The sequence below is a fragment of the Arthrobacter sp. cf158 genome, assembly GCF_900106835.1.
In the GTDB taxonomy this organism is placed as follows: domain Bacteria; phylum Actinomycetota; class Actinomycetes; order Actinomycetales; family Micrococcaceae; genus Arthrobacter.
This window is the reverse complement of sequence record NZ_FNNR01000006.1, coordinates 176,329-190,259: the sequence shown is the minus strand read 5'-3', so window position 1 is coordinate 190,259 and position 13,931 is coordinate 176,329. Positions and strand designations below refer to the sequence as shown.

Sequence of the window (13,931 nt, the reverse complement as noted above, 5' to 3'; positions counted from 1 at the left end):
GCGAAACGTGCACTAATCGTCACTGCTTACGGTCAAAAGGTCAACCGTTTAACCAAAATTGCTTACCCCAGTGAGTCGCAACCAAGGCCGTTTTGGCCGCTCAAAACGGCACTAATGCCACCTGGGTTGGGTCGGGAGTCAGCGCCCGCGGATGATCCTGCGTTGGGTGGCGACGGCGATGGCCGCCGTCCTGTTGTCAACGCCGAGCTTCGAATAGATATGCACCAAATGCGTCTTCACCGTGGCCTCGGAGATGAAGAGTTGCTTGGCCATGGCCCGGTTACTCATCCCGGTGGCCAGAAGTTCCAGCAGTTGCACTTCCCTTCCGCTCAAAGCCGGCGAGGGGTTGCGGATCCGCCCCATGAGCCGGGCCGCAACCTCCGGGGCCAGCGCCGTTTGCCCGGCGGCCGCGGATAGGACAGCCTGCCGGATCTGCTCCGGAGGCGCGTCCTTCAACATGTAGCCACTCGCGCCGGCCTCCACTGCAGCAAGAATGTCGGCGTCGGTGTCGTAGGTGGTCAGAATCAGGACAGGCGGCGGGGGAGTCCCGGCCTCGCCCGCCTTGATCTTCTGCGTGGCTGTGACACCATCCATGCCGGCACCCATCTGCAGGTCCATGAGGACCAGATCCACAGGTTCACCCAGCGTGTGCAACTTGCCCAGCTCAAGCAACGCTGCATCACCGTCCTCAGCTTCGGCCACAACCGTGACGCCCGGGAAGTCGGCCAGCATCGCCCGGAGTCCTGCCCGGACCACCGGATGATCGTCCACCAAGAGGACGCGGATGTCACTCACGGCGCACCGTCCTCCGCAGGTAAGGGCACCCGAATGGCCACCACAGTCCCCTCGCCCGGCGCGGACTCGATTTCGAGACCGCCGTCCAGCGTAGCCAGCCGCTCGCGCAAACTCAGCAGCCCGACGCCGGTGCCGTCACCACGCGCTGTACCTGCCGCCGTCGACGGTTCGAAGCCTATGCCGTCGTCGAAAACATCCAGCGTCGCCTCCGCACCGAGGAAGGACAAAGTTACGACGACGGCCCGCGCCTTGGCGTGCGCCCACACGTTCGCGAGGGAGGCCTGGGCGGCCCGGAGCAGGGTGGTCTGGTACGTGTTGGGCAACTCCACAGGCGTACCAACCAGTTCGAAGCGGCAACGCAGCGTGGTCCCCCGGGCAGCGGCCTCGGTCTCGGTCTTTTCGCAGAGCCTCCGCAGCGTGTCCACCAGTCCAGACTGTTCAAGGTCCGGAGAGCGAAGGCCGCGGACAAAGCTGCGGGCTTCCGCCAGGTTTGCTGAAGCAGTGTCCTGGACAATCCTCAGGCGCTCCTTGGCGGCCTCAACATCACCGCTTTCCAACGCATTCTCGGCAGACCTGCCCATCAGGACAATGCTGGAGAATCCTTGCGCCAGGGTGTCGTGGATCTCGCGGGCCAGCCGTTCGCGCTCTGCCAGCACACCGGCGTCGTGCTGGGTTTGCGCAAGTTCCGCGCGCGTCCGGCGAAGGTCGTCGGCCACCACCCGTTGGTTCTCCGCCTCCAGAAACAGTGCCCGGTACGCCAGACCGGTGACCACGGCGAACCCGGCTCCGAACACCGGGCCCAGGACCATAGCGAGTTGCAGTCCACCGTCGGCCGAGCCGCGGCTGTGGAACCACAAGGCGCCGATCAGAAGAGCGGTGCTCAGCGCAATCGCCGGCAAGGCTAAACGCCGGGGGAGCAGGTGGAGTTGCAGGAAGAACAACGGGAAGGCCACCCAGGCGAAGTCGCCGCTGACCAGCAGAAGCAGCAGCCACAGCAGCATGACGGCGCCCAGCCACCAGCCGGCATAATGCGTCGGGTTGAACCGCGCGGGATCACCGGCGTGGCGCTTCTCAAGGATGGTCCCGGCGAGATAGACCAGTGCCAGCAAGGCGGACAATCCCAACCCGGCCACGACGGCCACAGTTGAAGGACTCCCAGCTGCGCCCACTCCCGCCAGCAACCGAGTAACGGCCACCAGCAACAACGCCGCAAAACCAACGTGCAGGCACACTCGGAGCACGCGGAGGATGGTGGCGGCGCCGGTGGGGGACTGCATGCCTCCCAGCGTATCGCCGGCACGCTCCCGGACCCCTCACATTCACTGCCTCGACGCCTGAATCAACCATTTGGATGATCAGCGGATCCATCCCATGGATTCAGGGAATCCATCCACCTCCCGATGCCTGGAAGGTCCTTCGCCGGAAGAGTTGATAGTGCCGGGATCAAGCCCGCACCCAACCGAAGGAATCCGATGTTTCTCGCCATTCGCGACATCCGTTTCGCCAAGGGCCGCTTTGCTCTCATGGGCAGCGTCGTCGCCCTGATCACTTTGCTGCTGGTGATGTTGTCAGGGCTGACGGCCGGCCTGGGCAACCAGTCGACGTCGGCCATTGAGGCATTGCCTGTTCAGCAGATCGTTTTCGGCGCACCCACCGGCGCTGATCCCAAGGCGTCCTATACCGAGTCGGAAGTTTCCACGGCGCAACTCGAAACGTGGCGGGAGCAGCCGGGCGTCAGCTCCGCCCAGGCACTGGGGATCAGCCAATCCCGGCTCCAATCCATCGGTGCCGGAGGGACTGCAAGCGGGACAACCAACGTGGCCGTTTTTGGCGGGGCTCTCTCTCCCGTCGCTGTGGAGGATGGGACCGTTGTGGTCAGCGAATCCGTGGCCAAGGACTTGTCGTTGGCAGCCGGCAGCCGTGTCCGGGTTGGCGGGACCGATCTGACCATCTCAGCGGTTGTTGAGGACCAGTGGTATTCACACACCGGCGTCGTCTGGACCACGCTGGACACCTGGCGGTCCATCGCGCATGCGACACCGGGCACTGCCACGGTTCTGGCCGTAACGCACGACGCCGGGGCCTCCTTGGACATCGACGCCGCCAACGCGGCAGCGGGCACGGTCAGCTTGGACCGGGTGGGTTCTTTCCAGGCTTTGGCTTCCTACAAGAGCGAGAACGGATCACTCATGCTCATGCAGGCATTTCTTTACGGCATCTCGGCGTTGGTGATCGTGGCCTTCCTGACGGTATGGACCGTGCAGCGAACCCGCGATATCGCGGTGCTCAAAGCGCTGGGTGCGTCCTCCGGCTATGTGTTGAAGGACGCCCTGGCCCAGGCGGCTTTGGTGTTGCTGGCCGGCGCTGCCGTTGGCGGTTCATTGGGACTTGCCGGGGGACTTTTCGCAGCCCAGGCCGCTCCATTCCTCATCACTCCCCTCACCACGCTGGTGCCAGTCGCGGGAATTCTGATCCTTGGCCTGGCTGGAGCGGTACTCGCGGTTCGCAAGGTCACCAAGGTAGATCCATTGCTGGCCCTCGGCGGCAACTAATACTGACATTCCTGGAAAGGCATATACCGTGATTACCTCACTCAAGCTCGTCAACGTCACCCTCGAATACCCGGATGGCACCTCCACCCTCAAGGCTTTGGACGCCGTGAACCTTGCCGTGCACCAGGGGGAATTCCTTTCCCTGGTGGGGCCTTCTGGATCCGGCAAATCCTCCCTGCTGGCCGTTGCGGCCACACTCCTCAAGCCCACGTCCGGACTGGTGCTTATCGATGGCCAGGATGTCTCCGCCCTGACGGAGGCTGAACGCACAGCGTTGCGTCGGGACAAGGTGGGCATCATTTTCCAGCAGCCCAACCTGCTGCCGGCACTGACCGCCGTCGAGCAGTTGGTGATCCGTGAGCACTCGCGAGGCAACTCCGTCAAGGACGCGCGCACCAAGGCCGAAGAGCTGCTGGATGTCGTGGGGCTGTCCGGCGCTACGCACAAGCGGCCACACCAATTGTCCGGCGGCCAGCGACAGCGCGTGAACATCGCGCGGGCGCTCATGGGCAGCCCCTCGGTGTTGCTGGTGGACGAGCCGACCGCTGCGCTGGATCACCAGCGAAGCGAGTCTGTTGTCCGGCTGCTGCGGCAGGTCACGGACGAGTTCCAGACGGCAACTGTCATGGTCACGCATGATACCGAGTATCTGCCCCTCACGGACGCGGTCGCATCCATGCGGGACGGCCGGATCAGCGGCGCGGCAGTCCCGGCCGCCCAACCCAACTAGACGCCCACAACAACCAGACGCCCGACCCAACCCTGGAACGGCAACGGGCGTGTGAGCCGTCCAACGCGCTCTGCTGTCCTCAATTGGGGGAGCCGAGGAGGGCCTCGTCCTGTGCGTCGTCGTACGCGTCGCGGGCTTCGAGGATGGTGGGAACGTGGCTCTCGGCCCATTCGCGAAGCATCGACAACGGCTGCAACAGGGACTCGCCCACCGCGGTCAGTTCGTAGTCCACCCGCGGCGGCACCTGCGCATGCACAGTGCGGGTAATGAGTCCGTCCCGCTCCAGGGCGCGCAGCGTCTGCGTCAGCACCTTGGGCGTCACCACGCTGACCATCTTGCGAAGCTCGGAGAAGCGAACAGGCCCGTCACCGAGGACTTGGATCACCAAGGAGGCCCACTTGTCACCGATTCGCTGAAAGATCACACGCGAAGGGCAGTTGGGGTCCAGGATGTTGGCCGGGAGGTCTTTAGTATCCATGAGGTAACTAGGTTCCTTTGAAGCTATCAGTATCCAATAGATACCTTTGTTGTATTGCAAGGATAGCAACCCTAAGGAGAGCAATGAAAATCGCAGTCTACGGCGCAACGGGCATGGTCGGCAGCCAGATCGTCAACGAATCCATCACCCGCGGCCACCAGGTCACTGCCATCTCACGTCAGGGCGCCGAGGTTCCCGGAGCCGCCGCGCAGGCCGCTGATCTGGCTGACGGCCAGGCCTTTGCCTCCATCGCAAAGGACCACGACGTCGTTGTGCTGGCTACGGGCCCCAGCCGCACCGGCGGCGACCACGGAGAATGGCTCGACGCCATGGCCACCGCCTACAGCAACGCTGAGGGAACCCGCCTGCTGATTGTCGGCGGTGCCGGCACCCTGGAGATCGATGGCGTCCGCCTGCTCGATTCCCCGGATTTCCCGGAGGCGTACAAGGCCGAGGCCACCACGGCCGCCAAGGCATTCGAAGCAGTGAAGCAGACCCCGGAGAACATCGACTGGACCGTCCTGGCCCCCGCACCGATGATCCAGCCCGGTGAGCGGACTGGCGAGTACACCGTGGCCAAGGATTCACCGGCCGGCAACAGCATTTCTACGCAGGACTACGCTGTGGCCATGCTGGATGAAATCGAAACCCCGGCATACCGCCGCGCACGCTTCACCGCCGCAAACTAGGGCCGAACTACAACTCCAGGCCCAGCCCGGGTACCCGTACGTTAAATATGTCCTTTAGCGCATATTTTGCCGCGTGGTATCCGGGCATTCCTGTCACTCCTGGCCCGGGCGGGGTTGACGACGAACACAAATAGACCCCGGGAAGGGGAGTTCGCCACGGGACGTTGGAGACCACAGGCCGTTGTACCAGTCCGCGGAGGTCCAATATCCCCGCGCTGAAGTCGCCACCTACATAGTTCTCGTTGTATTCCGCCAGTTGGGCCGCCGTCGTGGTCTGTGAAGCAACCACCACATCGCGGAACCCAGGTGCGTATCGCTCAATACGCGCCGTGACGGCCTCAGCCATATCCACGGTGGAATTGGCGGGAACGTGGCAGTAGGACCAGAGGACGTGGCGGCCTTCCGGTGCGCGTGTCGGGTCCAGCAAGGACGGTTGGGACACCAGAACGTAGGGATCGGTGGGGTGTTTGCCCATGACCACCAGATTCTCGGATTCGGCCATAGCCATCCGTGAGCCGCCCACATGCACGGTTCCTGCCATCGCCAATCCTGGGTCCAGCCATGGAACGGGCCCGGACAAGATGAAGTCCACTTTGCAGGCCGCATTACCAAACCGGAAGGCTTCCAGTGCCCGGCGGTAGTTGTCGGGTAATTCCGTCCCGCCAATTCGCGCCAGGGTTGGCGGAGCCACGTCCAGGAGAACAGCTTTCGCGGGCCGGATCTGCTCCAGCGAATCCACCCGCTCGCCAACATGGATGGTTCCGCCATGTGCTGTCAGGTCATCCGCCATGGCTCGTGCAATGGACATGGAGCCGCCCACCGGCACTGGCCAGCCATCGGCATGGGCCAGGACGCTGAGCAGGAGTCCGGCGCCGGTTGAACTGAGGGCGGGTTGCGAACCAAGCGCGTGCGACATGACGCCCGTCAGTAGTGCCGGAGCGGCTTCTTCCCGGAACCGCCTACCCCACAGTGGGGTGCCCTGATCCAAGGTGGCCAGCCCGAACCTCAGGGCAGCCAACGGATCCTTCGGGATTCGCAGCAGTTGGTTGGAGGTAAAGTCCACCACCCCGGTCACGCGTGCCAGCAGTGGCTCCATGAGCCGCCGGTACGCCGGACCATCTACGCCCAGTCCAAGCACCGTCCGTTCCAGCGACTGGTAGGCAAGCGCCGCACCGCCATCGTCCAGAGGGGTGCCGTGCTGGACTTCGGGAACCCTCAGGTCAATTCGCCGGGAAAGCTCAAAATCGCGGAAGAACGGCGACGCCAGGGCCATGGGGTGCACCGCGGAACATACGTCGTAGAGGTATCCGGGTTCCACCAGCTCGCGGGTTCGCGAACCACCGCCGATCGCATCAGCAGCCTCGTAGACGTGGACATCCAGGCCGGCGCGGGCCATGACAACTGCCGCGGCCAGCCCGTTGGGACCAGCCCCGACGACGGCGACGTCAGCCATCGCTGTCCACCTCCGCCCGCCGGGCTGCTTGGGTTTCGGCGGTCCTCACGGCAGCCGCGGGTTGCCAAGGCAGCACCGACAGCGAGGGCCGCAAGAGGTCGATCCGCAGCCAATCCCGGGCACCATCGAAGGGCCCGCCATGAGGATCGTCGTCGCCATACATACGCAGCGGGTCCTGGGCCGGATCCCAGATGTCCATGACTACGCGCGCCATAAGGTAGGCGGTGGCTGTCATATGCAACCCAACGGCCAGGACGTAGTAGGACATGTCGATGTTGTGCTGGACAGAGCCACCACTGGTCGCTTGGCCGAGGTACATCCAGACGGCAGCCCAGTGCAATCCTTCAGCGGCCTGCCAGATGAGGAAGTCACGCCAGCGTGGCCGGGCCAAGGCAAGGAGGGGAATCAGCCAGATGACGAATTGGGGCGAGTAAACCTTGTTGGTGAGGATGAACGCGGCAACAATCAGGAAGGCCAGTTGGGCGATTCGGGGGCGCCGCGGCGCACATAGCGTCAAAGCACCAATCAGGGCGCAGGCCAGGATGAACAGGTATAGCGCCAGCGAGTTGATGGTTGCGGCATTCATCTGCATCCACTGGAGGCGGTCAGCCACGAGGTTGTAGGCAAACCAAGGAGAGCTGTACCCGGCAGGGCGGTCCTGGGTGAATTCGAAGAAGTAGCGCCACCCCGAGGGATTGAGGGCGGCGATAGGCAGGTTGACGGCCAGCCAGGACGCTACGGCTGCTCCGGTAGTCGTCAGGAACGTCCGGAGTTTGCCACTACGCAGGGCCAGCACCAGCACGGCACCAAGGATCAGGACAGGATAGAGCTTGGTGGCCGTACCCAATCCGATGCACACCCCGGACAGGATCAGTTTGTCCTTCGAGAAGAAATACATCGCCAGGGCGAGCAAGCCCACTGCCCACATATCCCAGTTGATGAAACCGGCCAGAATGATTCCGGGTGCCACGGCCACCATGGCTGCGTCCCATGGTCGACGCTTGTTGATCCGCGCTGTCAGAAGGACCGTGACAATCCAGACGGCAACGATCAGGGTTGCGTTGATGTCGAAATAGCCCAGAATCCGTTCGCTGCCAAGACCCTGGCCAGGCACCATCAGCGCCGTGATGCCCGCAATGATCCCCATCAGTACGGGGTACTCGAACAGACTGCCCTGGCTGAAGAAAGGGAAGACGCCATTCCCCAGACCGCGATTTTTGAAGAGTTCGGGGAAATCGGAGTAGCAGGTGGCGTAAAACTGCCCGGGTGTCTCCCAACCGTTCACCCTGCAGTAGTCCTTCACCAGAACTGCAAGCAGCGCTGCGATGACGGTGAGGATGATGAGGACGCGTTCAACAGTGAATGGTCCAGGGGAGATCTGTCCGGGAGAGGAATGCTTCCCCAGCGGGCCGCCTACGAGCTCCGTGAAGTTGCGAAGCAGGGAGTCGCTGCGGCTGGGAACCACAAAGCGGGCACGTTTTTGCGGCCGGTGCGGCTTCGTCTCCTGCATGGATCGAGCTTACCGTCATGCTCGGAGTTACAGCATCAGGGGGTTAACGCCTGAGAGGCAGTAGGCGAAGCATCGCTGTTAAGAGCAAGGAGCCCACGCGTAGCCGCGTGGGCTCCTTGAGGTTCAGCATGAATATGTTGCACCTGAAACTCCTTCGGAATGGCTGAAGGTCATCAGCGGATGAGTCCCATTTGGTGCAGGACAACGTAGACGTCTTCACGGCGTTGGTCGAGCAGCTGGCCATTGAACAGAGTACGGTCCTTGGGAGCATCGCTGCTCTTGTAGAAGCGCATGTCTTCGGGGCGCTTTGGCATGGTTTCACCTCCTTTCGGGGGAGTAAATCACCGGTATTTGGGCACAACAATTAGAGCCAATTGAATTCATGGGAAAACAAAGGCCAAAAGGGCACAAATAGCCGAGGCTGATAAAAGGGGATTAAGCGGACCGATTCAGGGAAACCTGGATCGTCGTGCACAATTGCGCGTGCTTCCGGCAGTCCACCCAACAAGAAGCTGGTTCCGAACTTTGGGGAAACTGCGCACCCGCGGCATGCTGCGTGGGTCCGCGCCTACAACTGACTACTCAGCCATCCGAAGAAAGAATGGCTGCCATGAACACCGCCGGCAACAGGCCGGTCCGGTAGGTCAGGAGTGGTCAGCGAGTCCAAAAATGGCGCGCATCATCAGCAGAGGCCGGGGTAGCAGTGACAGTCAACTTCCGTCCGCTAGTCAAAGTAATCATTTTCCCAACCTCCTTTTCTGGCTGAAACAGCCTGCTGTGGCATTGTCCCGGCTGACTAACCGGTGAATGCACGCCTGGTTCCCGGCGGGTCGCTCTGGGAACAAGATATAAGCTACCCCATGAAGAAGGAGTTTGACCAGCGCAATTAGCTAATTTGCCAAAAGTTTTTTGAAATTCATGTTTTAAAGACCCCAGCGGACAATTGCCGGCGTCCGCTTATCCCAACCAAGAGTGCATACCTTCGCGGTTCCAAGAATGAAGTGCCGGCCTTCGCGGGCATCCATTTCCAGCCACCGCGCCGTCAGGATGCGGGAGAAATGACCGTGTGCCACCACCAGGACGTTGTCCATTCCGGACTCAAGCACACGCCCGATGATCTTGTCCGCGCGGGCAGCTACTTCATCCAGCGTTTCCCCGTTCGGCACGCCGTCGGTCCAGATGAGGTAGTCCGGGTTGTCCTTACGGATGAGGTCCGAGCTGATGCCTTCGTAGTCGCCGTAATTCCATTCGACAGCCAACGGCTCGTGCACGGCGTCCGGGTAGCCGGCCAGTTCGGCAGTGCGGCGGGCACGGCGCAGCGGCGAGGTCAGGACGAGGTCGAAGTCGATTCCTTCAAGAACCTTGCGTGCTTCAACAGCCTGCTGCTCACCTTCCACCGTCAAGGGAAGATCCGTCAGGCCCGTGTACTGCCCGCTCTTGGACCATTCCGTTTCGCCGTGGCGAAGGATCCAGAGTTGCGGACGCGGGGAAGTCGCAGCGTTCATGAGGGCTCCTCAGTTTCGGTCAAAGGCTCGACAACGGCGGACTCGGGTTGCGCTTCCCACCATGCCAAGAGTTTCTGCTCGGCTTCCTCCGGCGAAAGAGGTCCGTGTTCCATGCGTTCCTCGAGAAGGAACTTATAGGCCTTGCCAACCACGGGACCAGGCTTGAGTCCCAGGAGAGCCATGATTTGCGCTCCATCGAGGTCAGGCCGGACTGCTGCCAACGATTCCTGCTCCAAGAGCGCCGAGATGCGATGTTCAAGGTCATCGTAGGCGAAGGACAAGCGGTCTGCCTTGCGCTGGTTACGCGTGGTGACGTCGGATCGGGTCAACCGGTGCAGGCGCTCCAGCAGGGGACCGGCGTCGGTGACGTACCGGCGGACAGCGGAGTCGCTCCAGCCTGCGTCACCATAGCCATAAAACCGCATGTGCAGTTCCACCAGGCGGGACACGGCTTTGATGGAGTCGTTGTCGAACCGCAGCGCCTTCATACGTTTGGCGGTCAGTTTCGCACCCACCACATCATGGTGGCGGAAGCTCACCGCGCCGCCCTGTTCAAAACGTCGCGTAGCCGGCTTGCCGACGTCGTGCATCAATGCTGCAAAGCGCAGCACAAAATCGGGGCCGGGCACCGGACCGTCGGGGCCCGTTTCCAATGCGGCAGCCTGCTCCAGCACCTGCAGTGAGTGCTGGTACACGTCCTTATGACGGTGGTGCTCGTCTGCTTCCAATCGGAGAGCGCTGACTTCGGGGAGCACGAACTCTGCCAGGCCGGTGTCCACCAGGAGATCGATCCCCACGCGCGGGTGCGCGCCGTTAATAAGCTTGACCAGTTCCTCGCGGACGCGCTCGGCGGAAATGATCTTGATCCGGTCCGCCATTTGGGACATGGCCAGCCGGACGTCGTCGTGAACCGACACGCCGAGCTGCGACGCGAAACGGGCCGCGCGCATCATGCGCAGCGGATCGTCGGAGAAAGACGCTTCAGGTGCACCGGGCGTCGCGAGCTCGGACGCGTGGAGGTCACGGACTCCACCGAAGGGATCCACGAGTTCCAGGCTGGGCAGTCGCAGCGCCATGGCATTGATGGTGAAGTCGCGGCGCAGCAGGTCGTCGGTCAGGGAGTTGCCGAACGCCACCACGGGCTTGCGGGAATCGGGGTCGTACGCCTCGGCCCGGTACGTGGTGATTTCAATTTGGAAGCCGCTCTTCTTCATTCCGATCGTGCCGAAGGCGCGGCCGATTTCCCAGAAGTTGTCCGCCCACTTCCTGATGACGGCGATGGTCTGGTCCGGCGTTGCATCGGTGGTGAAGTCGAGGTCCGGGGATGTCCTCCCCAAGAAGAGGTCGCGCACGGGTCCACCTACCAAGGACAGCTCGAATCCGGCGTCGACAAAGCGCTGCCCAAGGTCGAGCACCACCGGATCGATGGTGAAGTTAACTGAAGAGCTGTCCAATACGTGCGCCATAGTTCCTTAAGCTTGGCAGATTTTTGCGCAGCAGTGGGCCACTGTTCCATGCGAAATCAGGCATGTGTCCGCGGACCATCTCCTGCAGTACATCTTGTGGCCATGTCCCGGTCATCACTCCGGGGCAAGAGTCGTTAGAGTGGACCTCATGGCCAACCCGATCCCGAGCGCTCCTGGCAGGAGGACAAACGCACCGTTGCCGTCGGCAATCGGTGCGCACGTCGCGCCCGCCCCGCAGCACCCGGTGCAGGCCTCGCTTCCCACTGTGGAGGAAGTGTCCGCAGGCGGCGTTGTAGTAGACACGTCCGACGGCGAACTCCGGGTTGCGATCATCGCCCGCCTTAATAGGGGTGGCCGGCTTGAGTGGTGCCTGCCGAAGGGCCATCCGGAAGGCCGCGAGAACAACGAGGAAGCTGCTGTCCGCGAGATCGCCGAGGAAACCGGCATCGAAGGCAGCATCCTGGCACCCCTGGGAAGCATCGACTATTGGTTCACGGTAAGCGGCCACCGCGTCCACAAAACCGTGCATCACTTCCTGCTCCAGGCAACCGGCGGTGAGCTGACCATCGAGAACGATCCTGATCAGGAAGCCGTGGACGCCGCGTGGGTTCCCATCCAGGAACTCGCCCGCAAATTGTCCTTCCCGAATGAACGCCGCATCGCAGATTTGGCACGGGAAGTGCTGCCCGAACACCTCTGACCCGGGTACATGGGACGATAAAGGCGATGTCTGAAGCCAAAACCACCCAGTCCGTTCAATCCGGAGAAGCACGTTCCAGCGCCATCATGGCGGCAGGAACGCTCGTTTCCCGGTTCCTTGGCTTCGCCAAAACGTGGATGCTCGGCGCAGCCCTTGGCCTTGGTTCGACGGTCAATGACACGTTCATTAACGCGAACAACCTTCCCAACCTGATCTTCCTGCTGGTGGCGGGCGGCGTGTTCAACGCCGTTCTTGTCCCACAGATCATCAAGGCCAGCAAGGCTCCGGACCGCGGCGCGGATTACATCAGCCGCCTGCTGACGTTGGCCGTGCTGGTACTGCTGGCATTGACGGCATTGGTGACGCTCGCAGCGCCCTTGGTCATCGACCTCACCACGCAGGGCTACTCAGAACAGCAAAAAGCCCTGGCAGTGACTTTCGCTTTCTGGTGCCTGCCGCAGATCTTCTTCTACGGGCTCTATGCCATGCTCACCCAGGTACTGAACGCCCACGGAGCGTTCGGCCCGGCCATGTGGGCGCCCATCCTGAACAACCTTGTGGCCATCGCCGGCTTGGGTATGTTCATCTGGATCCTGGGCGCCAACATCACCAACCCGCACACTGTGGACAATTGGGGACCCACCCAGACCTTCCTGATTGCCGGGTTCTCCACCTTTGGTGTGATCGCCCAGACGGCCATCCTGCTCGTGCCCGTCTTCCGGCTGCGCCTTGGCCTGCGTCCGCGCTTTGGTTGGCGCGGCGTTGGACTGGGTCAGGCTGCCAAACTGAGCGTGTGGACTCTGGCGACTGCCGCCGTCGGGCAGTTGGCGTTCCTTTACGTCATGAGGATCGCCACCATTCCCGGCGCTGAACGCTTGCGGTTGGACAACGCGGGGGATACTGCCGCTGCTGCCGTCCTGCCGGGCAACGCTGTCCTGGAAGTGGCCAGCCAGCTCTACCTGCTGCCGCACTCGATCATCGCTTTGTCCTTGGCCACAGTCCTCTTTAATCGCATGACACGCGCATCCCAGGAAGGCAACAAGGGCGAGCTGCGGGACGCCCTGTCACACGGCCTGCGGACCATGGCCGTCGCAACGGTTTTCGGCGCCCTGGCCCTGTTTGCGCTGGCTGGCCCGCTGGGGATGTTCTTCTCGGGTGGCAACCCGCAGGACGGCGTCATGCTGGCACAGACGCTCACCATCCTGGCCCTCAGCACCCCCTTCTTGAGCGCGAACTTCATGATGTCCCGCGTGTTCTACGCCAATGAGGATGCCCGCACGCCCTTGTACGTGCAGCTGTGGCTGGCGGTGATCTACGTCGTGGGCGCGTTCTTCATCCAGTTCCTCCCCGTCGGTCAGATCATCTACGCGATCGCCATTCTCTACACACTGGGCAACATCCTGTCCGTCGTGATCAGCGTGATGTTCCTGCGCCGGTTGCTGGGCCACCTCGACGGCCCACGCATCGCGAATTCCTATATCCGCATGGGCTACGCCGGGCTGGGTTCCGCACTGGCCGGTGCCGGTGCGCTGTGGCTTCTGGGCAGTTACCGGGCCGATGGATTCGCCTGGAGCAGCCGCCCGGCCGCACTGGTGACGGTGGTCGTCGTCGGGCCTGTCATGCTGCTCGCGTACCTGGTCCTGCTCCGCGTCTTCCACGTCACCGAACTTCGCGACCTCCTCCGCCCGCTCATGGGCCGTTTGGGACGCGGCGCTCCCGCGCCTGTTGGTGCTGCGGCAGAAACCACGACGGCGGCCCGGGCCACGGTCTCGGACGATACCGGTTTGATCCCGCGCATCTCGGGCGAGTTCGACGCCGCTTCGTTCAGGGCGGGTCCGGCTGTAGAACCTCGAAGGGCGGCTCCCGTGGCCGGCCCGGAAGCTCCCAAGACCTACCTCCCGGAAGAGGAAATGCCCAGTACTGCCCGCGCAGGCAAGTTCCGTCCGCAGGTCCCGCTGCCGGGTCGACGCACCTACCAAGGCGACGCCGGACAGAATCCGTACTTCCCATCGCGGGGAAACCGCCGGAAGTAAGCCGGTGCCGCCAACGCGGG

At 62.7% G+C, this 13,931-nt stretch carries 13 protein-coding genes; 5 read left to right on the top strand and 8 right to left on the bottom strand.

Annotation, left to right across the window (positions count from 1 at the left end):
* Positions 1-138: 138 nt before the first annotated feature.
* Both BLW08_RS13785 and BLW08_RS13780 read right to left on the bottom strand, forming a co-directional pair.
* The gene (locus BLW08_RS13785) at positions 139-795 is read right to left on the bottom strand and encodes a response regulator (protein WP_090822101.1); all 657 of its coding nucleotides are present in this window, start codon (positions 793-795) and stop codon (positions 139-141) included.
* Positions 792-2,072 carry a sensor histidine kinase gene (locus tag BLW08_RS13780; protein ID WP_091325768.1) on the bottom strand — a complete coding sequence of 427 codons (1,281 nt, stop codon included), beginning with the start codon at positions 2,070-2,072 and terminating at the stop codon, positions 792-794. The genes BLW08_RS13785 and BLW08_RS13780 overlap by 4 nt, the downstream gene beginning before the upstream one ends.
* A 195-nt stretch (positions 2,073-2,267) precedes the next feature.
* On the opposite strand from BLW08_RS13780, the gene BLW08_RS13775 reads away from it, so the two are divergent.
* Positions 2,268-3,347 carry an ABC transporter permease gene (locus BLW08_RS13775; protein ID WP_091325767.1) on the top strand — a complete coding sequence of 360 codons (1,080 nt, stop codon included), beginning with the start codon at positions 2,268-2,270 and terminating at the stop codon, positions 3,345-3,347.
* 31 nt (positions 3,348-3,378) lie between these two features.
* Positions 3,379-4,077: an ABC transporter ATP-binding protein gene (locus BLW08_RS13770; RefSeq protein WP_091325996.1), complete on the top strand. Its 699-nt coding sequence runs from the start codon at positions 3,379-3,381 to the stop codon at positions 4,075-4,077.
* A 79-nt stretch (positions 4,078-4,156) separates the two neighbouring features.
* Here BLW08_RS13770 and BLW08_RS13765 read toward each other — a convergent pair whose 3' ends face one another.
* Positions 4,157-4,555, bottom strand: a complete 399-nt coding sequence (locus BLW08_RS13765) for a winged helix-turn-helix transcriptional regulator (RefSeq protein ID WP_091325765.1) — start codon at positions 4,553-4,555, stop codon at positions 4,157-4,159.
* Positions 4,556-4,638: 83 nt separating this feature from the next.
* Between BLW08_RS13765 and BLW08_RS13760 the strand changes: the two genes are divergently transcribed.
* The gene (locus BLW08_RS13760; RefSeq protein ID WP_091325764.1) at positions 4,639-5,244 is read left to right on the top strand and encodes an NAD(P)-dependent oxidoreductase; all 606 of its coding nucleotides are present in this window, start codon (positions 4,639-4,641) and stop codon (positions 5,242-5,244) included.
* Between the two features lie 7 nt (positions 5,245-5,251).
* Here BLW08_RS13760 and BLW08_RS13755 read toward each other — a convergent pair whose 3' ends face one another.
* From BLW08_RS13755 to BLW08_RS13740, 5 genes are all read right to left on the bottom strand, one after another.
* On the bottom strand, positions 5,252-6,697 hold the full coding sequence (locus BLW08_RS13755; protein WP_091325762.1) for a phytoene desaturase family protein: 1,446 nt from the start codon (positions 6,695-6,697) through the stop codon (positions 5,252-5,254).
* A complete protein-coding gene (locus BLW08_RS13750; RefSeq protein WP_175538702.1) occupies positions 6,690-8,207 on the bottom strand; it encodes a glycosyltransferase family 87 protein in 1,518 nt (505 codons plus the stop codon). Before BLW08_RS13750 ends, BLW08_RS13755 begins: the two co-directional genes overlap by 8 nt.
* A 173-nt stretch (positions 8,208-8,380) precedes the next feature.
* Complete coding sequence (locus BLW08_RS23885) at positions 8,381-8,521, bottom strand: hypothetical protein (protein WP_167510425.1); 141 nt, start codon at positions 8,519-8,521, stop codon at positions 8,381-8,383.
* A 609-nt stretch (positions 8,522-9,130) separates the two neighbouring features.
* A complete protein-coding gene (locus BLW08_RS13745; RefSeq protein WP_090822115.1) occupies positions 9,131-9,712 on the bottom strand; it encodes a histidine phosphatase family protein in 582 nt (193 codons plus the stop codon).
* The gene (locus tag BLW08_RS13740) at positions 9,709-11,178 is read right to left on the bottom strand and encodes a CCA tRNA nucleotidyltransferase (protein ID WP_091325760.1); all 1,470 of its coding nucleotides are present in this window, start codon (positions 11,176-11,178) and stop codon (positions 9,709-9,711) included. Before BLW08_RS13740 ends, BLW08_RS13745 begins: the two co-directional genes overlap by 4 nt.
* Before the next feature lie 196 nt (positions 11,179-11,374).
* Here BLW08_RS13740 and BLW08_RS13735 point away from each other — a divergent pair, with 196 nt between their 5' ends.
* A complete protein-coding gene (locus BLW08_RS13735) occupies positions 11,375-11,878 on the top strand; it encodes an NUDIX hydrolase (RefSeq protein ID WP_090822121.1) in 504 nt (167 codons plus the stop codon).
* Positions 11,879-11,904: 26 nt separating this feature from the next.
* On the top strand, positions 11,905-13,911 hold the full coding sequence (gene murJ / locus BLW08_RS13730; protein ID WP_091325759.1) for a murein biosynthesis integral membrane protein MurJ: 2,007 nt from the start codon (positions 11,905-11,907) through the stop codon (positions 13,909-13,911).
* Positions 13,912-13,931 lie beyond the last annotated feature (20 nt).